Origin of the sequence: uncultured Roseibium sp. (assembly GCF_947496995.1) — a bacterium.
GTDB lineage: Bacteria > Pseudomonadota > Alphaproteobacteria > Rhizobiales > Stappiaceae > Roseibium.
The window spans coordinates 1,602,580-1,628,489 of sequence record NZ_CANMFD010000001.1; the positions used below are offsets into that span (position 1 = coordinate 1,602,580).

Annotated in this window: 20 protein-coding genes and 2 tRNA genes; 17 read left to right on the forward strand and 5 right to left on the reverse strand. The window is 60.2% G+C overall.

Translation table 11 applies throughout. The features are described 5' to 3' along the window. The first annotated feature begins 40 nt into the window (after positions 1 to 40). On the forward strand, positions 41 to 1,516 hold the full coding sequence (locus Q1B40_RS07155) for an ATP-binding protein (RefSeq protein ID WP_299811856.1): 1,476 nt from the start codon (positions 41 to 43) through the stop codon (positions 1,514 to 1,516). 30 nt (positions 1,517 to 1,546) lie between these two features. Here Q1B40_RS07155 and Q1B40_RS07160 read toward each other — a convergent pair whose 3' ends face one another. Both Q1B40_RS07160 and Q1B40_RS07165 read right to left on the reverse strand, forming a co-directional pair. Next, positions 1,547 to 1,948 carry a GFA family protein gene (locus Q1B40_RS07160; RefSeq protein ID WP_299811858.1) on the reverse strand — a complete coding sequence of 134 codons (402 nt, stop codon included), beginning with the start codon at positions 1,946 to 1,948 and terminating at the stop codon, positions 1,547 to 1,549. A 64-nt stretch (positions 1,949 to 2,012) separates the two neighbouring features. Beyond that, positions 2,013 to 2,318, reverse strand: coding sequence for a hypothetical protein (locus tag Q1B40_RS07165; protein ID WP_299811860.1), 306 nt, complete (start codon positions 2,316 to 2,318; stop codon positions 2,013 to 2,015). A gap of 270 nt (positions 2,319 to 2,588) precedes the next feature. Between Q1B40_RS07165 and hmgA the strand changes: the two genes are divergently transcribed. From hmgA to Q1B40_RS07205, 8 genes are all read left to right on the forward strand, one after another. Next, the gene (gene hmgA, locus Q1B40_RS07170; RefSeq protein ID WP_299811862.1) at positions 2,589 to 3,974 is read left to right on the forward strand and encodes a homogentisate 1,2-dioxygenase; all 1,386 of its coding nucleotides are present in this window, start codon (positions 2,589 to 2,591) and stop codon (positions 3,972 to 3,974) included. 298 nt (positions 3,975 to 4,272) lie between these two features. Next, positions 4,273 to 5,301, forward strand: a complete 1,029-nt coding sequence (locus Q1B40_RS07175; protein ID WP_299811864.1) for a fumarylacetoacetate hydrolase family protein — start codon at positions 4,273 to 4,275, stop codon at positions 5,299 to 5,301. A 183-nt stretch (positions 5,302 to 5,484) separates the two neighbouring features. Then, positions 5,485 to 6,435 carry an MBL fold metallo-hydrolase gene (locus Q1B40_RS07180; protein WP_299811866.1) on the forward strand — a complete coding sequence of 317 codons (951 nt, stop codon included), beginning with the start codon at positions 5,485 to 5,487 and terminating at the stop codon, positions 6,433 to 6,435. Between the two features lie 3 nt (positions 6,436 to 6,438). After that, the gene (locus Q1B40_RS07185) at positions 6,439 to 6,963 is read left to right on the forward strand and encodes a DinB family protein (RefSeq protein WP_299811868.1); all 525 of its coding nucleotides are present in this window, start codon (positions 6,439 to 6,441) and stop codon (positions 6,961 to 6,963) included. Between the two features lie 23 nt (positions 6,964 to 6,986). After that, entirely contained in the window at positions 6,987 to 8,603 is a 1,617-nt protein-coding gene (locus Q1B40_RS07190; RefSeq protein ID WP_299811870.1) for an FAD-dependent oxidoreductase, read from the forward strand. Continuing rightward, entirely contained in the window at positions 8,603 to 8,806 is a 204-nt protein-coding gene (locus Q1B40_RS07195) for a DUF2783 domain-containing protein (RefSeq protein ID WP_299811872.1), read from the forward strand. The genes Q1B40_RS07190 and Q1B40_RS07195 overlap by 1 nt, the downstream gene beginning before the upstream one ends. A gap of 160 nt (positions 8,807 to 8,966) precedes the next feature. Continuing rightward, a complete protein-coding gene (locus Q1B40_RS07200; protein ID WP_299811873.1) occupies positions 8,967 to 10,145 on the forward strand; it encodes an efflux RND transporter periplasmic adaptor subunit in 1,179 nt (392 codons plus the stop codon). Positions 10,146 to 10,162: 17 nt separating this feature from the next. Continuing rightward, positions 10,163 to 13,291, forward strand: a complete 3,129-nt coding sequence (locus tag Q1B40_RS07205; protein WP_299811875.1) for an efflux RND transporter permease subunit — start codon at positions 10,163 to 10,165, stop codon at positions 13,289 to 13,291. 144 nt (positions 13,292 to 13,435) lie between these two features. Here the strand turns inward: Q1B40_RS07205 and Q1B40_RS07210 are convergent. Further along, positions 13,436 to 13,512, reverse strand: a tRNA-Pro gene (locus Q1B40_RS07210). Positions 13,513 to 14,012: 500 nt separating this feature from the next. Between Q1B40_RS07210 and Q1B40_RS07215 the strand changes: the two genes are divergently transcribed. The 4 genes from Q1B40_RS07215 to Q1B40_RS07230 all read left to right on the forward strand — a co-directional run bounded on the left by Q1B40_RS07215 (position 14,013) and on the right by Q1B40_RS07230 (position 20,290). Next, positions 14,013 to 14,087 (forward strand) — tRNA-Gln (locus Q1B40_RS07215). A gap of 315 nt (positions 14,088 to 14,402) precedes the next feature. Continuing rightward, positions 14,403 to 16,196, forward strand: a complete 1,794-nt coding sequence (locus tag Q1B40_RS07220; protein WP_299811877.1) for a hypothetical protein — start codon at positions 14,403 to 14,405, stop codon at positions 16,194 to 16,196. Positions 16,197 to 17,169: 973 nt separating this feature from the next. After that, positions 17,170 to 19,896 (forward strand): CHASE domain-containing protein, encoded by a 2,727-nt coding sequence (locus Q1B40_RS07225; RefSeq protein ID WP_299811879.1) that lies wholly within the window; start codon positions 17,170 to 17,172, stop codon positions 19,894 to 19,896. Next, entirely contained in the window at positions 19,889 to 20,290 is a 402-nt protein-coding gene (locus tag Q1B40_RS07230) for a response regulator (protein WP_299811881.1), read from the forward strand. The genes Q1B40_RS07225 and Q1B40_RS07230 overlap by 8 nt, the downstream gene beginning before the upstream one ends. 49 nt (positions 20,291 to 20,339) lie before the next feature. Here the strand turns inward: Q1B40_RS07230 and Q1B40_RS07235 are convergent, their stop codons facing one another. Then, positions 20,340 to 21,362 (reverse strand): permease, encoded by a 1,023-nt coding sequence (locus Q1B40_RS07235; RefSeq protein WP_299811883.1) that lies wholly within the window; start codon positions 21,360 to 21,362, stop codon positions 20,340 to 20,342. A 90-nt stretch (positions 21,363 to 21,452) separates the two neighbouring features. On the opposite strand from Q1B40_RS07235, the gene Q1B40_RS07240 reads away from it, so the two are divergent. Together Q1B40_RS07240 and Q1B40_RS07245 are read left to right on the forward strand one after the other, a co-directional pair. Continuing rightward, a complete protein-coding gene (locus tag Q1B40_RS07240; protein ID WP_299811885.1) occupies positions 21,453 to 22,301 on the forward strand; it encodes a LysR family transcriptional regulator in 849 nt (282 codons plus the stop codon). Between the two features lie 207 nt (positions 22,302 to 22,508). Next, on the forward strand, positions 22,509 to 23,234 hold the full coding sequence (locus Q1B40_RS07245) for a DUF2726 domain-containing protein (RefSeq protein ID WP_299811887.1): 726 nt from the start codon (positions 22,509 to 22,511) through the stop codon (positions 23,232 to 23,234). Between the two features lie 27 nt (positions 23,235 to 23,261). Here the strand turns inward: Q1B40_RS07245 and Q1B40_RS07250 are convergent, their stop codons facing one another. Next, complete coding sequence (locus Q1B40_RS07250; RefSeq protein ID WP_299811889.1) at positions 23,262 to 23,771, reverse strand: PilZ domain-containing protein; 510 nt, start codon at positions 23,769 to 23,771, stop codon at positions 23,262 to 23,264. A 296-nt stretch (positions 23,772 to 24,067) separates the two neighbouring features. On the opposite strand from Q1B40_RS07250, the gene cysQ reads away from it, so the two are divergent. Both cysQ and cysD read left to right on the forward strand, forming a co-directional pair. Next, on the forward strand, positions 24,068 to 24,907 hold the full coding sequence (gene cysQ / locus Q1B40_RS07255; RefSeq protein ID WP_299811891.1) for a 3'(2'),5'-bisphosphate nucleotidase CysQ: 840 nt from the start codon (positions 24,068 to 24,070) through the stop codon (positions 24,905 to 24,907). 73 nt (positions 24,908 to 24,980) lie between these two features. Beyond that, positions 24,981 to 25,910, forward strand: a complete 930-nt coding sequence (gene cysD / locus Q1B40_RS07260; RefSeq protein WP_299811893.1) for a sulfate adenylyltransferase subunit CysD — start codon at positions 24,981 to 24,983, stop codon at positions 25,908 to 25,910.

Below are 25,910 nucleotides of genomic sequence, written 5' to 3' on the forward strand. Positions count from 1 at the left end.
TTTTCGCCGCACGGCGCAAGGCCGTGCCAGAAGTGGTTGCATGACGGTACAGATTGACATCGGAGAATTGACAAGCGGCGCGCGGGCCGGGCTCGACCTTGAAGAGCTTCTGGCCACGCGGCTTCTGGTACAGGGCAATTCAGGCTCGGGAAAATCGCATCTGTTGCGGCGTCTTCTGGAACAGTCCGCCAATTGGGTGCAGCAGGCGATCATCGATCCGGAAGGCGATTTCGTCTCGCTGGCCGACAAGTTCGGACATGTGGTGGTCGATGCCGTGGGCACGGAAAAAGACCTGCAGATGATCGCCGCCAGGGTCCGCCAGCACCGGGTCTCGGTCGTGCTGAACCTGGAAGGGCTCGATGCCGACCGCCAGATGAAAGCCGCGGCCACGTTTCTGGACGGGCTTTTCGATGCGGATCGGGACCTGTGGTATCCGATGGTCGTGGTTGTGGACGAGGCGCAGCTTTTTGCCCCCTCCGCCGCCGGCGAGGTGACCGAGGAAGCCCGGCGACGCTCGCTCGGCGCCATGACGAACCTGATGTGCCGTGGCCGCAAGCGCGGCCTTGCCGGCATTATCGCGACGCAGCGTCTGGCGAAGCTCGCCAAGAACGTCGCCGCCGAAGCGTCGAACTTCCTGATGGGCCGGACCTTCCTTGATATCGACATGGCCCGCGCGGCGGACCTGCTCGGCATGGAGCGCCGTCAGGCGGAAAGCTTCCGTAATCTCGACCGCGGTCATTTCATCGCTCTCGGCCCGGCGCTCTCCCGGCGGCCAGTGCCGGTCAAGATCGGTCCCGTCGAGACGATGGGCCGGGGTGGCAGCCCGAAGCTGATGCCCTTGCCGGAGCAGCCCAAACAGGATGCGATGGATCTCATTTTCACGCCTGGCACCGACGAAGTGCAGCCGGTCCGCCAGCGTTTCGCCGAGCCTGTGATGTCGACGGGCGAGGTTCTCGACCAGCTTTCGAGCGCGCAAAGGGCAGGGGAAGAGGCAGAACCTCAGGCGGAAAGCCTTCTGGACTTCGGTGAGCGGGAAGAGAAGATTGCCGGGATCATCGCGGAAATCCTCAGCGAAGAAGACGCCGCCTTTCAGCCGATCGCAACGCTCTATCAGGACTTCCAGGTCCGCTGCCGGATTGCCAAACTGCCCGGCGGTGCGCCCGATCTTCAGGTTTTCCGCGAAAAGCTCTCCGTCGCCCGGGCGGGCGTCGAAAAAGGCGAGATGGATGACGGTGCCTGGGCGCAGGCCGAACTGATCGCCGCCGAATTGCCTCAGGACATGCGTGGCGTTTACCTGCTGCTTGCCAAGGCAGCGCTCGGCAAGGCGGCTTGTCCCGGCAACCTGGAAATCGCCACCGCCTATGGCACCCGCTCCCCCGGCCGGGCGCGCTGGCTTCTGAGCCATATGGAAGAGCGCGGCTTTCTCGTCTGCGCCACCGACCTGCGCGGCAATCGCATCGTGACCCTCACGGACCTCGGCTGGCAGACCGCGCCGGGCGACGAGGCTGCGGCTTAGTTCCTGCCTGTTTTTTCGTGATTTGAAGTGTCAGGGGAGCTCGTCGAAAGACGGAACGGTTTCCAGATCGTGATCCCAATCCGCCCGGCTGGCCGTAAAGATATGTGCGTTGGGCTTCATCGCAACCGGAGTCGTCAGGCAGCCTGCCGGAACCACCAGCCCCGTACCGCTTGCACTTTCCCTGGGAAGTGCGCAGCCACAGGTCGAACAGAAACTCTTGCCGAAGCGGGTGTCCGGCAGACGATAGACCTTGACGTTTTCTCGGCCGGAAACCCAATCGATTGTGCCATCGGGCGAGAACAGGTTGGAGGCATGCGCCGATCCGCTGGATTGCCTGCACCGGGAGCAATGGCACAGGAAGAAACCCTCGAATGCGCCGTTGATACGGAACTTTACTGCGCCACAAAGACAGGAACCGGAATGTGCGGTCATGGTCGTCAACCCTGCGTTTGGAAAGGGCCATGATCTAACACGGCACCGTCACTTCGCCAATCGATCAGATCGCCGGCCGCATCCGCCGCGTGTGCATCACCACGTTCACGGGTTTGGACGTCAAAAGGTAGTCGAGCTGCGACAATTCCAGCGTCAGACTGTCGATCGTGCGGGTCAGGACGCTTTCAAGATAGCTGCCCGCTGGAGACCGCTCACGGATGTCGATGGCGCGGTCGCGCGCCTTGCGCAGGTATTGTGTCATGGTGCGTACGTCTTCCGGCGTGACATCCGTCTCCCGCGCCTCCGGTGAGGGGGAGGATGACGACAGCGCCACAGAAGACTGCTCAAGAGTGGGGTCGGCCAGCCGCATCGGAAACCTCAAATGTTCATGTTATGTTCTTGTTTGTATCAGTCTGTTGCCCTTGGTGCAAGCCGGATTCCGCTTCAACGGGAAAGTCGGGTGCCAACAGAGTTGGTTCTTCTCTGAAGATTCCTGGAGCGAATCCAGAAAGTTCAAGTTTCATAATGCGTTAGCATCCAAGCGGGAACACAACGGAGAGCTGGGCTGAAACCGTCTTGACGATCAAAAGGCAAAAAGTTACATCTGTAACTAATTATTTCTCCGGACCGGGAGGACATCATGGACCAGAGAACGGACAGCAGTCCCTACCACGTGAACAGCCGCCGCAACGCGCCGGATCTGGGTTATATGCCGGGCTTCGGCAATGACTTCGAGACCGAGGCCCTGCCGGGTGCGCTGCCACAGGGCATGAACAGCCCTCAGAAATGCGCCTATGGTCTTTACGGCGAACAGCTTTCCGGCACGGCCTTCACCGCGCCTTCCCATCAGAACGAGCGCACCTGGTGTTACCGCATCCGCCCGTCGGTCAGGCACACCAGCCGGTTCAGGAAGATCGACCTGCCGTTCTGGAAATCGGCTCCGAATATCTGTGAGGATGTGATTTCGCTCGGCCAGTACCGCTGGGATCCGGTGCCGCATTCCGGGCTGGAGCTGACCTGGCTAACCGGCATGCACACCATGACGACGGCGGGCGATGTGAATACCCAGGTCGGCATGGCGAGCCATATCTATCTGGTCACGAAGTCCATGGAGGACGAATATTTCTACTCCGCCGACAGTGAGCTTCTGGTCGTGCCGCAGGAAGGTGTCCTGCGGTTTTGCACCGAACTCGGCGTGATCGAGCTGGAGCCCGGAGAGATCGCAATCCTGCCGCGCGGACTGGTCTACCGGGTCGAGGTGATCGAGGGACCGGCCCGCGGGTTCGTCTGCGAAAACTACGGCCAGAAGTTCGAATTGCCGGGCAGGGGACCTATCGGGGCCAACTGCATGGCCAATCGCCGGGATTTCAAGACCCCGGTCGCTCATTTCGAGGACCGCGAGGTGCCGTCCACTGTCACGGTGAAATGGTGCGGCGGGTTCCACGAAACGAAGATTGGCCACTCGCCGCTGGACGTGGTCGCATGGCACGGAAATTACGCGCCCTGCAAGTATGATCTCAGCACCTATTGCCCGATAGGCGCGGTCCTGTTCGATCATCCCGATCCGTCCATCTTCACGGTGCTGACCGCGCCTTCCGGCGTTCCGGGAACCGCCAATATCGATTTCGTGCTGTTCCGCGAGCGCTGGATGGTTGCGGAAAATACCTTCCGTCCGCCCTGGTATCACAAGAACATCATGTCCGAGCTGATGGGCAACATCTACGGACAGTATGACGCCAAGCCGCAGGGCTTCGTGCCCGGCGGCATGAGCCTGCACAACATGATGCTGCCGCACGGTCCCGACAAGAATGCCTTTGAAGGAGCCTCCAATGCGGACCTGAAGGCGGAAAAGCTCGACAATACGATGTCCTTCATGTTCGAAACCCGGTTTCCGCAGCAACTGACCGAGTTCGCCGCGAAGGAAGCACCCCTGCAGGACGACTACATCGACTGCTGGAACACGCTGGAGAAAAGATTCGACGGCACTCCGGAAGGAACCTGGGAGAAGCCCGGGAAAAAGGAATGAGCGGGTTATAAACCTCGGCAAGGGAAGACCGCCTGGTCCTTTCCGGTTTGCTGGCACCGCTCGGATTTCCGGCGCTTGCGGACTTCGCCTGAGACTGCGATCTTCTGGTTTGTGAGGCCTCGCCGGAAGCGGGAGAAGATCCTCGCAGGAACCGGTAACGGGGCGCGTCTTCGCCGGCACTTTCCAGTGGAACTGCCGGTCTTTGATGAAACGGATTTGCTGAAGGCGACGGACGCCTTTGCGGGAGAAACCATCGTCAGCCTCGAAGGTTGACGATCACAGGAAGCGGATCGCACACATGAAACTGGCAACGCTCAAGGACGGCAGCCGAGACGGCAGGCTGGTGGTGGTCAATGACAGGCTCACCTGGTGCACCGAGGCGGGCCATATCGCCCCAACTCTGCAGGCGGCCCTGGACGATTGGGACCAGGTGGCGCCGAAACTGCAGCTGTTGTCCGAAAGCCTTTCCCATGAAGCGGTGCCGATGATCCGCTTTCACGAGCATGAGGCTCTCTCGCCTTTGCCGCGCGCCTACCAGTGGGCGGACGGCTCGGCCTATGTCAATCACGTCGAACTCGTGCGCAAGGCGCGCGGCGCCAATATGCCCGACACCTTCTGGACAGATCCGCTGATGTATCAGGGCGGATCCGACACGTTCCTGGCTCCGCGCGATCCGGTCAGGATGCGCGACGAGGCCTGGGGCATCGACATGGAAGGCGAGATCGCCGTCATCACCGGCGACGTGCCGATGGGCGTCGGCCCGGCAGACGCCCGCGAGGCCATCCGGCTCGTCCTTCTGGTCAATGACGTCTCCCTGCGCGGACTGATCCCGGGCGAGCTTTCCAAGGGCTTCGGCTTCTTCCAGTCCAAGCCGTCCTCCGCCTTCTCGCCGGTCGCCGTGACACCGGACGAACTCGGCGATGCCTGGAAGGGCGGCAAGCTGCATCTGCCGCTGCAAGTCGACCTTAATGGCGCACCTTTCGGCCGCGCGAACGCCGGCATCGACATGACCTTCGACTTCGGCGACCTGATCGCACATGCCGCCAGAACGCGCAGTCTGTCAGCCGGAACGATCATCGGTTCCGGCACGGTTTCCAACAAGCTCGATGGCGGCCCCGGAAAACCGCTGGACCAGGGCGGCGCGGGCTACTCCTGCATTGCCGAGCAGCGGGTCGTGGAAACCCTCCTGGAGGGCGAGGCCAAAACCCCGTTCCTGAAATTCGGCGATACGGTGCGCATCGAGATGCTGGACGGCGACGGCCATTCGATTTTCGGAGCGATCGAGCAGACGGTTGAAAAAATTGAGGCGTTGGACCCCCACCCCTAACCCCTCCCCACAAGGGGGAGGGGGACTGACCTCGTTTCAGGTGAGACCCAGAAAACCAGTATTGTATTTTCAAGAAAGAACCTCACCGCCGGCAGGCTCTGCGTGATCCCCCTCCCCCTTGTGGGGAGGGGTTAGGGGTGGGGGTACCACACAGAAGTCTTGTGACAGGCTCTAGGAGAACCGATGACCAAAAAATTCGCATCCGCCGGAGATATGACCGAGAAGGAAATCTCTTTCACGGAGATCGGCCGGGATCTGTGGGCTTTTACCGCCGAGGGCGATCCGAATTCCGGGGTCATCATCGGCGACGACAGCGTGATGATCATCGAGGCGCAGGCAACGCCGCGTCTTGCCAGTAAGGTGATCGAGAAGGTGCGCTCGGTTACCGACAAGCCGATCACTCATCTGGCGCTGACCCATTATCACGCCGTGCGCGTGCTGGGCGCCTCCGCCTATGGCGCTCAGACCGTCATCATGAGTGAAAAGGCCCGCTCCATGGTCGCCGAGCGCGGCCAGGAAGACTGGGACAGCGAGTTCGCCCGCTTTCCGCGTCTCTTCCAGGGCCACGAGAGCATTCCGGGCCTGACCTGGCCGACGACCACCTTCAACGACCGCATGACGGTCTACCTCGGCAAGCGCCGCATCGACCTGATGTTCCTCGGCCGCGCGCATACCGCCGGCGACATGGTGGTCTACGTGCCCGATGCCAATGTGATGTTCACCGGCGACATCGTCGAATATCACTCGGCCTGCTACTGCGGCGACGGTCACTTCCACGACTGGCCGGGCACCGTGGAGCGCATCCGCAATTTCAATCTCGACGCCATCGCACCGGGCCGTGGTGACGCGCTCATCGGTCCGGACATGGTCAACGCGGCGCTTGATTCCACCCGGGATTTCGTCCGTTCGACCTATCTGCCGGTCGCCCGTGTCGCCCTGCGCGGCGGTTCCCTGAAAGAAGCCTGGGATGCTTGCCGGGCGGCCTGCGACCCGAAATTCTCCGACTATGCGATCTATGAACATTGCCTGCCGTTCAACGTCGCCCGTGCCTATGACGAGGCGCTCGACATCGATACGCCGCGCATCTGGACAGCCGAGCGCGATGCTCAGATGTGGGCGGATCTGCAAGGCTAACCGATGAGCATTGCCCTTGAGCATCTGCGCCTGATGGCGCGCAACAATGCCTACGCCAACGACCGGCTTCTCGAGGCTTGCTGCAAACTCGATCAGGCAGAGTTTGCGGCCGAGCGCAGCGGCTTTTTTCCCTCGATCCGGGACACCCTCAATCATATTTGCGAGGTGGACCGCTATTATCTCGATGCCCTGAAGGAAGAGGGGCGGGGCCGTTCGGTCTACGACGCGCCGCCCCTCGATACGGCAGCGGAGCTGAGAGCGGTTCAGCAGGGACTGGACCGGTCGCTCATCTCCTTTTGCGACGATCTGCGGGAGGCGGATCTGGAGCGGGCTGTCGGACAGGACAGGGGCGAAAAGGGCCGGCATACCGAGACAATCGGCGCAACGCTGCTGCATCTGTTCCAGCATCAGGTCCATCACCGCGGCCAGGTTCACGCCATGCTGGCCGGCACGAGTGTCTCGCCGCCGCAACTGGATGAGTTCTTTCTGAAATTCGAGCGCCATCCGGCGGCCGAAAGATATCTGTGACGCGGGAGCCGGGAGGAGAGCCTGTGACCAAATTGTTTGAAGCGCCGCTGTATCCGTACAAGCGCTGCGCCGACCAGGACGCCGGCAAGCCGGTGCGCCATCCGGTCATCATCGTCGGCGCGGGGCCGGTCGGTCTGGCCATGGCAATCGATCTTGCCCAGGCCGACATTCCGGTCGTCGTTCTGGACGACAACGACAAGGTGAGCTCCGGTTCGCGCGCGATCTGCTTTTCCAAACGAACGCTGGAAATCCTCGACCGCCTCGGCTGCGCAGAGGAACTGGTCAACAAGGGCGTCGTCTGGAACGTCGGCAAGGTGTTCTTCGGCGACCGGCAGGTCTACGAGTTCAACCTGCTGCCCGAGGAGGGCCACAAACACCCGGCCTTCATCAATCTGCAGCAGTATTATTGCGAGCTCTACCTGGTCGAGCGCATCCGGGCGCTTCAGGTGGCGGGCAAGCCGGTGGAACTGCGCGGCGGCAACAAGGTGGTCGGTCTCGACCGCAAGACGGACCATGCGGCCCTGACCGTGCGCACCATGGACGGCGACTACGAACTGGAAGCCGACTGGCTGATTGCCTGCGACGGGGCCGGTTCGCCCACCCGCAAGATGCTCGGGCTGGAGTTCGAGGGGCGCATTTTCGAGGACAATTTCCTCATTGCCGATGTGGTCATGAAAGCGGATTTTCCGACCGAACGCTGGTTCTGGTTCGACCCGCCCTTCAACCGGGACCAGTCGGCCCTGCTGCACAAACAGCCGGACGGCGTCTGGCGGATCGACCTGCAGCTCGGCTGGCATGTCGACAAGGAAGAGGAAAAGAAACCGGAAAATGTCATTCCGCGGCTGAAAGACATGCTGGGCGAGGGCGTCGAGTTCGACCTGGAGTGGGTGTCGGTCTATTCCTTCCAGTGTTGCCGGATGGAGAAGTTCCGCCATGGACGTGTGATCTTCGCCGGCGACAGTGCCCATCAGGTCTCGCCCTTCGGGGCGCGCGGCGCCAATTCCGGCTTTCAGGATATCGACAATCTCGGCTGGAAGCTGAAGCTGGTTCTGTCCGGCAAGGCGCCGGAAGCGCTGATTGAATCATATGATTTCGAACGCGAGACGGCGGCGGACGAGAATATTCTCCAGAGCAGCCGCTCGACGGATTTCATCACGCCGAAATCGGAGATCAGCCGGATCTTCCGCGACGCGGTTCTGGATCTCTCCGAGCGTCATGCCTTCGCCCGGCCGATGGTGAATTCCGGCCGTCTGTCCGTGCCCTGCACCTATGACGGCTCGCCGTTGAACGGTCCTGATGCGCAAGGCCTGCCCGCCCGCACCCGTCCCGGCAGTCCTCCGGTGGATGCCCCGGCGGGCCGCTCGTGGCTGCTGGAGGGAACCGATGGCGACTTCACGCTTCTGGGGCTGGGCATCGAGGTGCCGGCGCAAAGCGAACTTCTGGGAGTGCCGCTGAAGGGGCTGACTGTTGCGCATGAGGACATCGGGCCGGAACTCAGGGCGCGCTATCTGGGGGAAGCTGAAGAAGCGGTCTACCTGATACGCCCCGACCAGCATGTCGCGGCCCGCTGGAAGTCGCTTAACTGGGAAGACGTAACGGCGGCGCTGTCGATTGCGCTCGGCAAGGGAGGGGAGATCTGATGGCGGATATCATCACCACACCTAATCTGGCGGAGCCGGATACCTTTTACGCCGATCTTCTGACAGCACATGAGGGCCTCACCAAGGAAGAGAGCGACGCCTATAACGCCCGGCTGATCCTGCTGATGGCCAATCAGATCGGCGATCACGCGGTGTTGAAGAAACTGCTCGACGAAGCGCGCATGACGCCCGCAGGTGCGTAGATATCCCCAGCCCTGAGCAGGAAAACCGGCGGGTGTTGCCGCGCGTACATTTTGCGACACAATTTCGATTGTTGGAGCCGGGGACTTGGCGTAGATAATTTTTACGGGGGATATGTAGAAATACACAGCAATGAATTGCTGAAATTGAGGGGATTTGTGCGTGTCGGTTTGGAAACAGTTCTTGCTGACCCTGCTCGTGATCGGCATCGCGGCGGTGATCTGGGTTCGTTATTATCCGGGCGCTGGAGCGCAATTGTCCGCCCTGGGTATTGACTGGCTGTCCTTCGCGGTGGCCGAGGTCGCGCCGGATGACGACGGCAAGCCAAGGCGCGGACGGGGCCCCCAGCAGGGCGCGGTCGTCGTGACGCCCGTGGTGGAAGTCACCATCAATGATCGTCTTTCCGCGATTGGCACCAGCATTGCCCTTCAGTCCGTTGCCCTCACTCCATACACCAGCGGTCGGATGAACGAAGTCCTGGTAAGGTCCGGGGCAGTCGTGAAGCCGGGGGACGTGATCGCCCGGCTTGATTCCGATGCCGAAGAGATTGCCGTGGAGCGCGCGGCCAATGCGCTAAAGGACGCGGAAGCGCGCCTGAAACGCATGCAGGCGCTGCTCAAGACCAACACGGCGACTGCCGTTCAGGTCACCGATGCCGAACTTGAGGTGGAGAACGCGCGCCTGCTGCTTCAGGAAGCCCAGCTGGCCCTGTCGCGGCGCTCGGTCGAAACACCGATTGGCGGCGTCGTCGGCATTCTGCCCATCACCTCCGGCAACTACGTCTCCTCGCAGACGGTTATCGCCACCATCGATGACCGCAGCGAAATCCTGGTCGATTTCTGGGTTCCCGAACGCTACGCCTCCGCGATTCAGGTCGGGGCGCCGTTGACCGCAACCTCCGTGGCGCGCCCGGGTGAAACCTTCACCGGCGTGATCAGCGCCGTCGACAACCGCATCGATATCGACAGCAGAACGCTGCAGGTGCGCGCGCGCATTCCCAACAGGGCAGACAAGCTGCGGGCCGGCATGTCGTTTCAGGTGGCGATGACATTTCCCGGCGACGAATACCCGGCGGTCGATCCGCTTGCCGTGCAATGGGGCTCGGACGGCGCCTTCGTCTGGGCCGTGCGCGACGGCAAGGGCGCGCGTGTGCCCGTCAACATCATCCAGCGCAACACCGACAGCGTGCTTGTGGATGCGCCGCTCACGCCCGCCGATGAGGTCGTGACCGAAGGCATTCACCTCGTGCGCCAGGGCGCGGAGCTGGCAATTGCAGGCCGTAAGCAGGCCCCGGCGTCGGATGAGCCGCCCCGGCCGACATCGACCGAAAGCGGTTCTTAAGGGATTGTGAGAACACGATGAAGATGGATCGTCTCAAGGACCTCGGTTTCACCGGCCTTTTCGTCCGGCGTCCCGTTCTGGCTTTCGTGATCAACATGCTGATCGTCGTGGCCGGTGTCGCCGCCATCTTCGGCGTCGAGGTGCGCGAGTTGCCCGACGTCGACCGGCCGGTCATCACCGTCAGCACCGACTATCCGGCCGCCGCCGCCGAAACCATCGACCGTGAAGTCACGGGCGTCATCGAGGGGGCCGTTGCGCGTGTATCCGGCGTCAAGTCGATCTCTTCCGCGTCGTCATTCGGCCGCAGCCGCGTCACCGTCGAATTTGCCGACGATGTCGATCTTGACGTCGCCGCCTCCGACATGCGCGATGCGCTGGGCCGGATCGTCAACGACCTGCCGGAAGACGCCGACCCCTCCCGGATCATCAAGGCCGACGCCAACGCCCAGCCGGTCGTGCGGCTCGGGCTGATCTCCGACACCATGACGGTCGAGGACATGACCGTCCTCGTCGAGGACGAGATCGCCGATACGCTTGCCTCCGTTCCCGGTGTCGCCGATGTCCAGGTCTATGGCGACCGCAGCAAGATCTTCCGCATCGATATCGACCAGGCCAAGATGGCCAGCCTCAACCTGACGATTGCCGATGTCGCCAACGCGCTGTCGTCCATGGCCTTCGACACGCCGGCCGGATCCCTGACCAGCCAAAACCAGGACCTGATCGTGCGCGCCACTGCCGCGATCGACACGCCCGAGGCGTTCGAGAACATCATCGTCAACCGGCGCGCCCGGCTCCGGGACTTCGTCACCGTGACGCTCGGGCCGGATCTCGGCCAGACCCAGTTGCGCGCCAACGGCAAGTCCGGCATCGGTCTCGGTGTCATCCGCTCCGCCCAGTCGAACACGCTGGAAATATCGGAAGGCGTGCGCGACACCGCGGAGCGCATCCAGGAGAACCTGCCGGCGGGAACCTTCATCGAGGTGACCAGCGACGACGCCACCTTCATCAACGGCGCCATTCACGAGGTCGAGATCGCCCTGGCGATTGCCGTCAGCATCGTCCTGCTGATCATCTACATTTTCCTGTGGGACTGGCGCGCGACGCTCATTCCCGGCGTGTCCCTGCCGGTGGCCCTGATCGGCACCCTGGCGGCCATCTATCTGGCCGGGTTCTCCATCAATATCCTGACCCTGCTGGCGCTGGTGCTGGCCACCGGGCTGGTGGTGGACGACGCGATCGTGGTGCTTGAAAACATCGTGCGCCGGCGCAACGAGGGCATCGGCCCGCGTGCGGCGGCGGTCCTTGGTACGGAAGAGGTGTTCTTCGCGGTTCTGGCGACCACCGCGACGTTGATCGCGGTCTTCGTGCCCCTGTCGTTTCTGCCGGGGCAGACCGGCGGCCTGTTCCGCGAATTCGGCTTCGTGCTCGCCATCGCCGTGTTCCTGTCGTCCATCGTCGCCCTGTCGCTGTGCCCGATGCTCGCCTCGCGCATCCTGAAGGCGCACTCCGGTGAGGAGAAGTCGGGCCACAGCGGTCCTGTCGGCGCCTTCGGGCGTTTTCTCGGCGGCCTTTACGGCCGCTGCCTGAAAGTCTGCCTCGACGCGCCGATGGTGGTCGTGGCTATCTCCGTCCTCTTCGCCGCATCGGCAGGGGTCCTGTTCGGCACCATCAAGTCGGAACTGACGCCGACGGAGGACCGCTCCATGGCTTTCCTGCGCATTTCCGCCCCACAGGGCGTCAGTCTGGATTACCTGTCCCAGGAGATGCGCCAGATCGAGAACCTGCTGCAGCCCTATCGCGACAGCGGTGAAATCATCAGCACCTTCTCCATTGCCGGAACCGGCGGCTCCAAGAACAGCGGCTTCATGGTGATGCGGCTGGCCCCCTGGGAGGACCGCTCCCGCTCGCAGCAGCAGATCCTGTCGGAAGTCAATGCGCTGGTGCGCGATGTTCCCGGCGTGCGCGCCTTCGCCTTCCAGCCCAACAGCCTCGGCATCCGGGGCGCGGGCTCCGGCCTGCAGTTCGCCGTCGCAGGCAGCGATTACGCCCGCCTCGGCACGACAGCGGAAAGCATCATCTCGGAGATGGAAAAGGATCCGCGTTTCCGCCAGGTGCGCCTGTCGACGGAAGCCACCCAGCCGCAGCTGTCTGTCTCCATCGACCGCGAACGCGCCTCCGATCTCGGCATCGACATCAACGGCCTCGGCTCGGCCATGCAGGCGATGCTCGACGGACGCAAGATCGGCCAGGTTTTCATCAACGACCAGGCCTTCGACGTGAAGTTCGTCTCCACCACCAACCCGGTCAACGACCCGACGGACATGGAGAACATCTTCATCAGGACCGGCGACGGCCGGTTCGTCCCGGTCTCTACCATCGCCACCCTGACCGAAAAAGCCGTGCCGCCGTCCCTGGCGCGCGAGCAACAGCTGCGCGCCGTCGCCATCACCTCCGCGCTCGCTCCCGGGGTCGCCCTCGGCGATGCCTATGCGGCGGCGCAGGAGATCGCCGAACCGCTTCTGCCGCCCGGCGCGCGCATCATCCCGCTTGCCGAAACCGCAACGCTGGGTGAGCAGTCGTCAAGCATGGCGCGCACCTTCGGGTTTGCCATCGTCATCATCCTGCTGGTGTTGGCCGCCCAGTTCGAAAGCTTCATCAGTGCCATCATCATCATGGCGACCGTGCCCCTGGGCCTTGCCTGCGCGGTGTTCGCCATGCTGCTGACCGGCACGACGCTGAATGTCTATTCGCAGATCGGGCTTGTGCTGCTGGTGGGGATCATGGCCAAGAACGGCATTCTGATCGTCGAATTCGCCAACCAGCTGCGCGACCGCGGCCAGAACGTGCGCGAGGCGATCGAGAACGCCGCCAACATCCGCCTGCGGCCGGTGATGATGACGATGATCTGCACGATCGTTGGCGGCGTGCCGCTGATCATGGCCAGCGGTGCCGGTGCGGAAGCACGTATCGCCCTTGGCTATGTCATCGTCGGCGGCCTGGGCCTCGCGACCGCATCCACCCTGTTTCTGACCCCGGTCGCCTACCTTCTCCTCGGCCGCTTCATCGTCCCCGCCGCCCAGGAAGAGGAACGCCTCCACACCGAGATCGACGCCGCAAGATCGCTCGGCCAGGTGCCGGGCGAGTAGGGCGCTTCTTCACGGATTTGCGGGGGACAGCGCCTCGGAGAGCTCGCGGGCTTCCGGACGGCGCGCGGTCGCCTGACCTGACATCTCGATCCGTGACGGACCTATGTCATCAGGTGCGAACTCTTCGCTAACTTTTTGAAAAAATGGTCGGAGTGAGAGGATTCGAACCTCCGACCCCCTCGTCCCGAACGAGGTGCGCTACCAGGCTGCGCTACACTCCGACTTGATACCGGGCTTCATGGATGAAAGCCCACCGGGAACAGCGGGCAAGGCCACGCTGCGTGGAGCGTCATTTAGCAAAGCTGACCTCTTCCCGCAAGAGCTTTGCTTCGGCGCTGCCGCTTTTTTTGAAACCCATGAAAAACCGCAAGGAAACGGGCCGGCCCGAGGCGGGTTCTATCGAGTCAGAAGACTGGTCAAACCGCAGACCAAAAGCCGTCGTGGTTTCCTGTGGGCGCGCCTTCCTGACGAGGCTGCACGCGGTATCGCCTACAGGCGTAGCGCGACCCCGAACCTCTCGTACAGTCGGCTCCAGCTCCCCGGGCGTCCGGCCAATGCTGCCTGCGGTCCCGTTCTGAAGATGCCACTCGTGGAGAGCCTCGCCACGTCCCGGGAGCCCTCCAAATCCGTCTGGGGAAAACCTTGGTAGAGGGGAGGGGCAACGGCCACGGGAACACTTGCGCAGATCAAGCGACATCGCTATACAGCGTTCCCACGGCGTTGGGGTGTAGCCAAGCGGTAAGGCACCGGTTTTTGGTACCGGCATGCGAAGGTTCGAATCCTTCCACCCCAGCCAGTTTTCCTGAAAAATTGATTTTGAAGAGATCCGGCTTGAAACCGGATTCGCATAACGCGCCATATGAAATGTTCTCAAAAACTAGATCGCTGCCGTTCGTTTCATATGCGGTAGAAGTCCGGTTTGAGCCCATGCCGGACCTTTGGTGCGGTTCGCTGAACATGAAACTCGAGCGGGAACGCGCACAAGCCAAGTCACCGAACAGCGCTGGGAAATTTCAAACCGAGATCAACCTGCTTCAGATGATTTAACCTGACGTTGAGGCTATTGATTTATGCACGCTTGAAGCAGAAATAAATTTGATGAGACTATAGTGTGAAATCGCCTAGCAAATTCGCGCTCTTCGTCTATCCCACATTTGTTGTTATCACCGTGATGGCTGGCGTTTTTATGTTAGGGCCGGGGGCCGTTATGACCCTCGGATTTTTGATTGGGATCATCACGATCCCTCTCGCATTCATAGTTGGAACAATTCCTACCGTTGGTCTGACGCTGGCTCTATCGCTGCCATTCTACTACATTCAGATCTATGCTTGGCCTGCCAAGACCGCAAGAAACATTATCTTGAGCATCCTGCTTGGTTTGGGTTTATCCGCCGCAATTTGTCAACTGATGGCAATTTATCTGACCTTAAAGGCCAATACATTCACCTCTGCGGATCTGGTGCAAAGCCCCGACTTTTCAGGCAAGTCGGTTTTTGTAATCGGCGCCCGAAGGATAGACAAATGCGGTGACGTCTGCGAGTTGCTGATTTTCTTGGCTGGCGTGAGAAGAGTTACAATCTCGGAAGGGCCCGTGGAAAGCGAACTTCCGACCGAATTCAAAGGCAACACATTCGAGCTTTTGCCGACGAGCGTCGATTCTTGTGAATACTCCACAAGGGGTATTGCCAGCAATTTGCGGACATATTTCGCCGAAAATGGCCGCTGCGTCAAAAAAGTGGAAGACGACGCGATAACCCCGGATCTTATCCTTGTGACGGGCGACAAGAACAAATCTGTCCAAGACATCTGGGCGTCAGGCTTTAATCCTTTCATGGAGGCGATATACGCCGACCGTACAAGTATTTTCGCGCTCGTGGACGGAAGGGCCTCCAAAGTCTTTCAATTCACCGCCGTGTCCGCATTTCCACCGGCACCGATTTTGGCACCATTTTCGATTGCAAAAGGTTCCCATACAAGTGTGGAAGGCGGGTTCTTCAGACGCAGAATCGAAATACAGGAAATGCCTGCGCTAGAGAATCTGTTTCTCTCCGAACAACAACTGTCAGAAGCACGAAGCGTGCTACAGAGCCCGGGCAACAAAGACCAAATTCTCGAACTTCTGAAAAAGGGACAACTCACCAAACAACAAAGATCCCTGGTTTGGAGTTACGTGGACGGCGTTGTTTTGAAAGGACGCGATAGATCCCCGGCCGCTTTTGAGATCGCGGGAAACTTTATCGCTTCTGGGGAGTTCGCATCCCATAAAATCGCCCCTGACCTGATCGAAGCCTTAAGGCCAGATACGAATGAACAATGGTCCGTCCTCTCGAACAGCTTGTTTGCCGTTACACGGCATTACACGGACATTGCGCACAGCGAAGGCCTCCTAAAAGTTCGAGGCTCTTTGAAATCAATAGGTCGCGAAATCGCGAACTTGCCGCCAGACCAGCTCTTGAAGCACAAAAATCAATTGGCAACGCTGGCAAAGGATCCGCTGACCATCAACACGACCTCTTCCGCCTTCGCTAGTGTTACGACTCTAGGCAAAGAAGCGTTTCCAATTCTGCGTGCAGTGTTTCGCTCGTCCAAAACCGCCTTCGAGACCAGTGACGCCGCAAGATACTCGTCTTTTCGTATTTGGCGGACACCAAGCTATCGAACCGCAGTGGTGGCTCTGTGCAAATTGGCAGAAGCCGGGAAAATCGATGGCGCCGCGATCCATAAGCTTTTGGATGACGAAGCGGTTGCGGGAGATCTAACCTTTTTGAAAACAGTAGCACTCACGGATTTTGACGACTTCGATCGGCTATCCAATCTCCAAAATGAAGCGTATATTCTTTCCAGCTCCCCGAAAGAAATCATCATAGAAAATCGCGAAAAATATCCGGATAAGCCGTGCAGCTAAGCTTTGAGGCTGGGCAAAACTGCAACTCTTTTCCTTTGACCTCCGTTAGCCGCTAACTGGTCTTCAGCGCCAATGTCGCAATAAGATAAGCGCCGCGATGATCAGTTGGATGAACGGCAAGAAGGTCCGCGTAGCTGCCAGTCCCGAGAAGAAGGTTGACAGTCCGCTTTGAAGCATCTTGACTAGTGACGGCGGTTTTTTGCCATCCGCAATTCGGCATCTGCGCCCCGGTAAGCCCACGAGCCCGGCATGCGGCCGTCAGGGGCCGGATTCGCATAACGTATGATATGGAAATTCTGGTCGAGGGCAGGGTGGCAATTCGGCGGCATTTGACGAATGTTTGAAGAGCTCAGAAACGCCCCTTCAACCGATCTTGAAAGTTGCTACCTTGGCATGAGGCGAATTCGGGGCATTCGCCCGTTTCACCGCGGATTTCTGCGGATTTTCAGAAGGTAGCAACTCGCCGCCAAATTCCGGCAAAGGTTGCTACCTTGAAATTGCGCGGCAATTGAATTCATTGCGCTTTTTCGGATGGCACAAATCGCACACTGCCGGACTGGCCCAATTGCTGCCAAGTGAAGTTGCGCACCCTGTATGGCCTGGTCTCGCCCGAAGTGGCAGAGAACCGCCAAAAATCAGTTGATCCCATTTAATCCCGAAAAAACCCTGACTGCCAACTGTTCTTGCGCGTTACAGTAAATCGGGTTTTGGCTGGGCTTTAAACCCATCCGCTGTGTTGCCAGCCAGAATTTGACCCGCTTCCCTTTGCGTGAACTGATCCCGCGTCTGTGAACCAACTCAAAACAACCAAGAAGTACTTATAGTGATATATCCACCATTGCGTTATTTGCTGATGTTTATCGAATAACAAAAACATAAAACTCATCGTATAGATTGTATAAATATTTTACGGGTACGTTTAAGAGACGGAAAATTAAAAATAATGCAGTAAGTGGCAGAGAGAAATATTCGTATGCTTTCAAGTGTATTGCGAATTATTGCAATAGCCATTGCCTATGCTGCTCTTGGGAAGCTTGGCTTGCAGCTTGCCATCCCGCCCGGGTATGCAACCGTGATCTGGCCGCCATCGGGAATTGCGGTGGCCGTTATACTGGCTTACGGCCACAGGGTCTGGCCCGGGATCTTCTTCGGGTCCTTTCTCACCAATTTCAGCCTGGACATGGAGGCCGGATCTCTTGCGGATGTCCTGCAGGCCGCGGCAGTGCCTGCCGGTATCGCTGGCGGGGCGGTTCTTCAGGCGGTCGCAAGTTCTCTCCTCGTCCGGAAATTTGCAGGTTATCCAAACCGTCTCGACACGGAAAAACAGGTGTTTTCGTTTTTCTTCTGGGCCGGACCCGTCGCATGCCTGATCAATTCGACTATCGGAACGTCGGTTCTCTATGCCGCCGGCAAGGTCTCGATGACGGACTATCTGGCAAACCTCGGAACCTGGTGGGCGGGTGACACGATCGGGGTGTTCATTTTCGTGCCTCTGTCCCTGGTCTGGCTCCTGGGCTTTTCGGCGGACTGGAAACCAAGGCGCATGATCGTCACGGTGCCGATCCTGGTATCGTTCCTGCTGACGGTCATATTGACCGTGGCCGGATCGGATTTTGACCGCGAGCGCCTGCAGTTGAACTTTGCCCGGCAAGCCGCGTCACTTCCGCCCGCGCTTGAACGCACCCTTGAGCAGCAGATCAACGTGCTCAACTCCCTTGCCGGCCTGCGTGTTGCGTCGCCGGACCTGGACAGGCAGACGTTCAAGGCGTTTTCCGATCGTGCGTTCAGATCGTTCGAAGGCATTCAGGCGTTGTCCTGGAATCCGGTGATCTACCCGCAGGACCGCGCGGCGTTCGAACAGCGAACGCGCGACGAGGGCTTTGAGGAATTTGCCGTCGTCGAGCGGCACGACACGGCCGGACTGGTCCCCGCGTCAGAGCGTCAGGACTATGTCGCCGTGCATTTTATCGAGCCGTATGACGTCAACAAGGGCGCTCACGGGTTCGACGTCGGGTCGAATGTCACACGCAGACAAGCTTTCGAGAAGGCCAGAGACACCGGGCAGCCGATCGCAACCAGCAGAATTACGCTCGTTCAGGAAACTGGCGAACAGTTCGGCGTGCTCGTCTTCATGCCCGTTTACAAGCCGGGCACCAGCCCCGTAACCCTCGAGGACCGCAGACGGCATATCGACGGCTATATGGTCGGTGTCCTCAGGGGGGATGACATTGTAAACGCCGCGCTTGATGACATAGCGTCGGAGCAGTTTATTTTCCGTCTGTTCGATGACAGCGCCCCTCCAACCGATCAGTTTCTCTTTCAGAGCCAGCGCGCCGACGACGGCGTCAGTGTTCTCGACGAAACGGGCGTTTTCGGGGGCGCGACACAGTTCACTGTTACAACCCTCATCGACTTTGCCGGCCGCCGTTGGCGCTTCGAGATCAACCCGACCCCTGAATTCCTTGCTCAGAACCGCTCGGCGAATTCCTGGATCATCCTGCTGGGCGGGGTCTTGATTACCGGAATTATCGCCTCGTTCTTCCTGCTTGTCAGTGGCAGGGCCGAGATGCTTCGGGCAATGGTCATGGAAAAGACCCGCAGCCTGTCGGTCAGCGAGCACAGACTTGCTCAGGCACAACGGATCGCGTCTCTCGGCAATTGGGAATTGAATGTCGAGACCGGGGTGTTCTGGTGGTCCGATGAAGTCAATCGCATCCTGAACACGAAGCCTGACACCGCCTCGAAGACCGTGGACCGGTTCCTTGCCTTCATTCATCCCGACGACCGGCCGATGATCAACTCGGCCCTGACCAGGCTGTTGAACAAGCGAGGCGCCCTGAACATCGACTGCCGCCTCCAGCTTGCCGGCGGTATGGAGAAGATGGTCCAGCTTCAGGCGGAGGCAGCCTGCGAGGAAGGCGAACGTCCGACCCGCGTCATCGGCATCCTTCAGAATATCAGCGAGCGCAAGAAACTCGACCGAATGAAGGATGAATTCATTTCAACGGTCAGCCATGAATTGCGCACGCCCCTGACGTCAATTCAGGGCTCTCTCGGTCTGCTCATGGCCAAGGCCGGCGCCAACGTCGACGAGAAAAGCCGGAAACTGCTTCAGCTTTCCTATGACAATTGCCAGCGCCTGTCTCGTCTCGTCAACGATATACTCGACATTGAGAAGATCGCCGCCGGCAAGATGGAATACCGGCTGGAGGCCGTCGAAATCTGCCGGCTTGTCAGCGATGTTGTCGAGAGACAGCAGTCCTTTGCGGAAAAATACGGCGTCGAATTCGAACTGCGTTTCGACGTGCCGGACGTCTATGTGAACCTCGATCAGGACAGGTTCAACCAGGCACTGGTCAATCTGTTGTCCAATGCGGCCAAGTTTTCCGATGAAGGAGACAGGATCGAAATCCGCGTGTCCCTGACTTCCGCCGGCGAGGCAACGATTTCGGTGCGCGATCACGGTCAGGGTATCCCCGAGGTCTTCCGCAACAAGGTTTTTGAAAAGTTTGCTCAGGCGGACGGGTCCGAAACCCGGGTGAAAGGCGGCAGCGGACTTGGATTGAACATTACCCAGAAAATTATCGAAGCATTCGATGGTACGGTAAAATTCGAGAGCGAAGAGGGCGTGGGCTCGATTTTCACCTTTACCCTGCCTGTCTGCCTGCCCGACGAGAAGGCCAGCGTGAACAATGCCTGAGAAATTGACGAGGATCCTGTACGTCGAAGACGACGAGTCGATCGCCCAGGTCGTCATGATGACCCTTGAGGATCTTGGTGGCTTCAACGCAAAACATTGCGACAGCGGCCCCAAAGCGCTCGAGACGGTGATCGAATTCGCGCCGCAGCTCATCCTGATGGACGTCATGATGCCGAAGATGAGTGGTCCGGAAACATTCGAACACCTTCGCAAAATGCCCGAAGCGAAGGATATCCCGGTCGTCTTCATGACAGCCAAGGCTCAAACCCATGAGCAGGAAGCCTACATGAAACTCGGCGCAACAGGTATCATTGTGAAGCCCTTCGATCCGTTAACGCTGTCCGAGGAAATAACGGGGCTATGGGACCGGTCCAGGGCCACCCTCGACAGATAGGAGGGCGTCGTCGTGAGGCCTCTGACCGGCCGCAGAAAACCTTAGGAGCTCACGCAAGCCAGCCATAGACATAACCGGCGATCAGCGACCCGCTGACCGCGAGGGCGAGGTAGAGAAGGAAGGGTGTCAGCCTGAGGACGGGGAAGATCGCCATCGCACCCCAGATGCTGACGACACCGCCGGAAACCAGGAAAGCCATGGCCGCACCGGGGGACATGCCGTGCTCCATCAGGCCGCGCGTCAGCGGCAGGGCCGCGTATCCGTCCAGATAGGCCGGCGCGCCGACGAAAACGGCAAAGGGAATGGCCCACCAGACATCCTCGCCCACATAGGCGGCCAGCGCTTCCGGCCGCAGGGCAGCGTTCAGCGCAAATTCCGCCGCGAATGCCGGAATGAGGCAGATCAGGATCAGCCGTGTCGTGGCACTGAAGGTCCGCCGGAATATCCCGCGCCGTGCCGCGTCCTTCCAGATCCGTGCATCGAAGGGCAGGTGCGTGCCGCAAGCGGATTTCGAAATGTTACCGGTGATGGCGTTGCTGCGCAGAGCGGCTGTCGCCCAGCTTCTTTTCGCAAAGACCGACGTGATCATGCCGCCCCAGAGGCCGAGGCCGAAGGCCGCGAGTGTCTTGCCGGCGGCAAATCCCATCCCGAGTGTGGCCGCCGTTGTCGCCAGCATCGCCGGATCGGTGACCGGCGATGACAGCCAGAAGGCCATGACCGGCGCCAGCGGTATGCCCGCGGCCAAGAGGCCGGCCATCAGTGGCAACACGGTGACCCCGCAGACCGGCGTTACCGCTCCGATGGCCGAGGCTGCAAGGATGGCGGTGACGCGCCGTCCCTCGAAGGCCCGCGCAATATGGGCGTCGGCGCCGCTGGCCATCATCCAGGCGGAAAGGAAAATCCCCGGTATCACAAGCGGCGCGACCGACACCAGTCCGAGTATCACGAACCGCGCCATCTCCCGGGCCTGCGAAGGCCAGACCAGCGTTCCTGCAACGGTGAGGCCCAGCAAGCCGAGCCACGCAACCAGTCGGAATATCGGGCGGGAACCCGGTTCAATACGTTCGGACATGGCAGCCTCCTTGCAATTGTTCCCTGAGTGTCGGAGGTTGCTTGCCATATGTGAAACGGGTAATTCATAATCCAGACATGAGGATTGCCAATGGCACAGCTTGACAGCGATATACTGCGCACCTTTCTCGCTGTGGCCGAGGCCGGCAGTGTCACGCAAGGGGCCGCGCGGATCTTCAGGTCGCAATCGGCCGCCAGTCTGCAGATCGGCAAACTGGAGGCAACGCTCGGTCAGCCGGTCTTCGAACGGCACGGGCGCGGCGTCATTCTGACAGACGCGGGCGAGCGCCTGCTTCCGGTGGCGCGGGAGGTGACCGGCAAGCTGGACGCTGCCCTGCGCGAGCTGACCTCGGACGATCTTGATGGCAGATTGCGTCTCGGCATTCCCGACGACCAGAGCAAGGAAACGCTTTCGGGAATTGTCGGCGCATTCGCGCAATCCCACCCGCGTGTCGATCTGGAAGTTACATGTGCAATGAGCGCGGGGTTCCCCGATGCGCTGACTTCCGGAGCGCTGGACCTGGCCATATATGAAGCGGCGCATCCGCCCCCGGGGGCCGAGGTTCTGCGCCGGGAGCGGACCTGCTGGATGGTCTCGCGCCATCACGATCTTCTGGCCCGCGACCCGCTTCCGATTGCACTGTTCGACCGCGACTGCTGGTGGCGCGACGCGGCCCTGGACGCCCTGCGCGCTGCGGGCCGTCCCTTCCGGATCGTCTATTCCAGCCAGAGCGTTGCCGGCGTCGCCGCCGCAATCGAAGCCGGGATCGCCGCCGGATTGCTTGGCGAGACGAGCCTGAGCGAAAACCTGCGGCAGGTGGATTTGAGCGGCGGCCCGATGCCGGTCTCCAACCTTGTTCTGGGCCTGCGCCCCGGTACGGTCACGCCACCGATAGAAGCCATGAGACAGGCCATCCGAAAGGCGTTCGGCGCGGAGTAGGGCAGAGGAGTCGGTCGGGGGCACGCCCCTTCCATGGTGCAAATGGTTTTTGCGTTCGCTAGATCGCGGCGCGATTAAGCGTCCAGGAGATTGTGCCCCTCCTTTAGAAACGCATTGAGTCTCAATATTGGTGATTTAGTCTTTTATGGTTCCTTAAAGTTGTGATGTCATGAAATACGCTCTAGGGAATTCAGTGTTGAGACGAACATGGCAAAGGTCATCGAGACAAACTCTCTTTCAGGCATTTCCGCCGAGATTGCCGAGATCCTTGAAAAAATAGACCCGCTGCTCGTCTTCGTTTTTGTCGTGGGCGTACTGGCCGGCATGGCCATCGAGACTTTCCTGCGAAAAAGGGAACGCATTTTCTGGAAGCGGAAAAAGCAGACACGCCAGTGGCCGGCACCTCCGAAACGAAATCTCCGCGTGGTCCCTTCGGTGCGTCCCGGCAAGACGGTGGACCTGCGCGACGCGGCGGAGCAGTTGCGCATCGTCATGGAAGCGAAATTCCAGGCTCAGCCGCTTCTCAACAAGAGCGAAGCGCGCGTCTTCAGGGAACTGGACCGTGTCGTTGTAAGCCGCAATCCCGATTGGCAGGTGATGGCGCAGGTCTCGCTTGGCGAAATCCTGAAGAGCGAAAGTCAGGACGCCTACAGCTGTATCAATTCAAAGCGGGTGGACCTGCTGCTGGTCGACGAGAACTGCCTGCCGCGTCATGTGATCGAGTATCAGGGAACGGGCCATCATCAGGGCACCGCAGCCGCACGCGATGCAGTCAAGAAAGAGGCGCTTCGGCGGGCCGGGATCCGCTATCATGAAGTGATCGCCGGCTTCACGATGCCGGCCGATCTGAGACTTCTGGTGGAAAAGGTCGTTCAAAGGCCGGCTGAACCGCCGTCGGTACCAAAGCCGGAAGAGCCTCTGGAGCCGCAATAGCGGAACAGGAAAAGCGCCGGCCGGTGACTACCGCCGTTTCCCGAAAGTCGGTTTGCCGGTGCTGGCCGGGCGGGCGCGTTGCACCGGTTGTCCAGTCTGTTGCGGTTTCTCGGCGGCAATCTTGCGGGCAAAGAAACTGTCGAGGCTTTCCGTGCGCTCGTCGACCTCGGTCTTCAAGGCGTCCTCGGAGGTTTTCAGCACTTGGGCGCGTTGCTTGGAAGTGTGGCGTTTTTCGCTGACGAACTGCACGCCGCAACGCAGGCCGTCTTCCCAGCGGCGCTCGCAGGTGACTTCGTAATCCTCCAGGTCGATCTGCAGGTCGAATTCCTTCGGCAGTAGAAACGCCTGTTCGAATTCCAGCATCGCACCGCCATCGGACAGGTTGCGCACCGTGCACGGTATGGAACGCAGGCCGCTCTGGAAAATCATTCGTCCCTTCTTGAAGACGCGCGCCCGCCGCTCGCGCGGCAGCAAATCGCTGTCGTCTGCGTCCGCATGGTTGGGCTGCGGTTCTGGCTTGGCGTCCGACATGGTCATCTCACATCTCTTGGTTACGCACGAAGGTTTTTACCGTCTGTCAGCTATCTTATCAGCAAATGCCTTGCCAATCCGTGAATTTTCAGGCTGTCCCGAGCTCATGCGCCTGCGGTTGCCTTGAGTGCGGGAACAAAACCCCCTAAGGCGGTCCTCCGGGAGTGGAAGCTTTTTCTTTTCGGCCGCATTCGTGGAACGCCATTCCTTGTAATGATACAGTTCTTTCTTTCTATTTGCGGCCAGGAAAAACGGGCGGAAATTGTGAAAATATTTCGGAATTTGAACGGGTTGAGGCGTTAATGACAAATGATCAGATATCCTTCCTGAACCGCCTTGCGATCCGGGCCGGCGAGGAAATCCTGAAAATCTACGCCGAACCGTTCGACGTCGAGAACAAGGCCGACGGCTCTCCGGTCACGAAAGCCGACGCCGTGGCGGAGAAAATCATCCTGGCGGGGCTGGCTGAAGGCTTTCCGGGGGTGCCTGTTGTCGCCGAGGAAGCGGTCGAGGCAGGACATCTGCCGGCCGTCGGAGATCGCTATTTTCTCGTCGATCCGCTCGACGGCACCAAGGAATTTCTCAAGAAGAACGGCGAATTCACGGTCAATATCGCCTTGATCGATCACGGCAAGCCGGTCTACGGCGTCGTATCGGCCCCGGCGCTTGGCGAAATTTTCTGGGGCGGCACCCTCGAAGGTGACGCTGCCGCCGGCCAGGCATTCTCCGGCCGGATTGAAGGCGGTGATATAACCGCCGTCAAGCCCATCAAGGTCAGAACACCGCCGGCGGAAGGCTTGAGTGTGCTCGCCAGCCGGTCGCACATGTCGGACGAGACGGCCGAACTGATCGGTCGCTTGAAGGTTGCCGAGCAGCTGTCGGTCGGATCGTCGCTGAAATTGTGCTGGGTCGCGGCCGGCAGGGCGGATCTTTATCCGCGCCTTGCGCCGACCATGCAGTGGGACATTGCCGCGGGAGACGCGGTGGTGCGTGCGGCAGGCGGCGCCGTCGTCCTGGCCGAAACCCATGAGGACTTCGCCTATCGCGTGCCGCAAGGGGCCCGAAAGGACGACCTGCGCAACGCGCATTTCATTGCCGTCAGCTCACGCGAGCTGCTGCCGGCTCTGGCATCTGCCGCCTGAGACACCGCACGCGAACCACTTTCGGACAGACGAGTGTTGAGCCGGACCGCCGGCACGAACGGAAAAAGCGAACATGAACATGCAATCTCACGGCGTCACGCCCGAGCGCCTCAGCAACCTGAAGCGGCTTGAGGCGGAAAGCATCCACATCATCCGCGAGGTGGCGGCGGAGTTCTCCAACCCGGTGATGCTGTATTCCATCGGCAAGGACAGCGGCGTCATGCTGCATCTGGCCATGAAGGCGTTCTATCCGTCAAAACCGCCTTTCCCGCTGCTGCATGTGGACACCACCTGGAAGTTCCGCGAGATGATCCGCTTCCGCGACGACACCGCCAAACGTCTCGGCCTAGACCTGATCGTTCATACCAATCCGGAAGGGCTGGAAAAGAACATCAGCCCGTTCGACCATGGCTCCTCGGTTCACACCCGCATCATGAAAACCGAGGCGCTGAAGCAGGCGCTGGACAAATATGGTTTCGACGCGGCCTTCGGCGGCGCGCGCCGGGACGAGGAGAAGTCCCGCGCCAAGGAACGGGTTTTCTCCTTCCGCAACGCCAATCACGGCTGGGACCCGAAAAACCAGCGTCCGGAATTGTGGAACCTCTACAACGCCCGGGTTGCCAAGGGGGAGAGCATCCGCGCCTTTCCGCTGTCCAACTGGACCGAGCTGGACATCTGGCAATACATCCTGACGGAAGACATCCCGATGGTTCCGCTGTATTTCGCCGCGCCCCGTCCCGTGGTGGAGCGCGACGGCATGCTGATCATGGTCGACGACGAGCGCATGAAGCTGCAGGCCGGTGAAACAATTGAGGAGAAGATGGTCCGTTTCCGTACCCTTGGCTGCTATCCGCTGACGGGCGCGATTGAATCCGACGCCGACACGCTGCCCGCCATTGTCCGCGAAATGCTGATCGCCCGGACCTCCGAACGCCAGGGCCGTCTGATTGACAAGGACGAAAGCGCTTCGATGGAAAAGAAAAAGCGGGAAGGATATTTCTAG

What these genes read in the sequence shown, in the direction of transcription:
- cysD (WP_299811893.1), top strand. Translation starts at nt 24,981, where the DNA reads ATGAACATGCAATCTCACGGCGTCACGCCCGAGCGCCTCAGCAACCTG.
- Q1B40_RS07175 (WP_299811864.1), top strand. Translation starts at nt 4,273, where the DNA reads ATGAAACTGGCAACGCTCAAGGACGGCAGCCGAGACGGCAGGCTGGTG.
- Q1B40_RS07245 (WP_299811887.1), top strand. Translation starts at nt 22,509, where the DNA reads ATGGCAAAGGTCATCGAGACAAACTCTCTTTCAGGCATTTCCGCCGAG.
- Q1B40_RS07165 (WP_299811860.1), bottom strand. Translation starts at nt 2,318, where the DNA reads ATGCGGCTGGCCGACCCCACTCTTGAGCAGTCTTCTGTGGCGCTGTCG.
- Q1B40_RS07235 (WP_299811883.1), bottom strand. Translation starts at nt 21,362, where the DNA reads ATGTCCGAACGTATTGAACCGGGTTCCCGCCCGATATTCCGACTGGTT.
- Q1B40_RS07225 (WP_299811879.1), top strand. Translation starts at nt 17,170, where the DNA reads ATGCTTTCAAGTGTATTGCGAATTATTGCAATAGCCATTGCCTATGCT.
- Q1B40_RS07195 (WP_299811872.1), top strand. Translation starts at nt 8,603, where the DNA reads ATGGCGGATATCATCACCACACCTAATCTGGCGGAGCCGGATACCTTT.
- Q1B40_RS07180 (WP_299811866.1), top strand. Translation starts at nt 5,485, where the DNA reads ATGACCAAAAAATTCGCATCCGCCGGAGATATGACCGAGAAGGAAATC.
- Q1B40_RS07155 (WP_299811856.1), top strand. Translation starts at nt 41, where the DNA reads ATGACGGTACAGATTGACATCGGAGAATTGACAAGCGGCGCGCGGGCC.
- cysQ (WP_299811891.1), top strand. Translation starts at nt 24,068, where the DNA reads ATGACAAATGATCAGATATCCTTCCTGAACCGCCTTGCGATCCGGGCC.
- Q1B40_RS07160 (WP_299811858.1), bottom strand. Translation starts at nt 1,948, where the DNA reads ATGACCGCACATTCCGGTTCCTGTCTTTGTGGCGCAGTAAAGTTCCGT.
- Q1B40_RS07230 (WP_299811881.1), top strand. Translation starts at nt 19,889, where the DNA reads ATGCCTGAGAAATTGACGAGGATCCTGTACGTCGAAGACGACGAGTCG.
- hmgA (WP_299811862.1), top strand. Translation starts at nt 2,589, where the DNA reads ATGGACCAGAGAACGGACAGCAGTCCCTACCACGTGAACAGCCGCCGC.
- Q1B40_RS07250 (WP_299811889.1), bottom strand. Translation starts at nt 23,771, where the DNA reads ATGACCATGTCGGACGCCAAGCCAGAACCGCAGCCCAACCATGCGGAC.
- Q1B40_RS07205 (WP_299811875.1), top strand. Translation starts at nt 10,163, where the DNA reads ATGAAGATGGATCGTCTCAAGGACCTCGGTTTCACCGGCCTTTTCGTC.
- Q1B40_RS07240 (WP_299811885.1), top strand. Translation starts at nt 21,453, where the DNA reads ATGGCACAGCTTGACAGCGATATACTGCGCACCTTTCTCGCTGTGGCC.
- Q1B40_RS07185 (WP_299811868.1), top strand. Translation starts at nt 6,439, where the DNA reads ATGAGCATTGCCCTTGAGCATCTGCGCCTGATGGCGCGCAACAATGCC.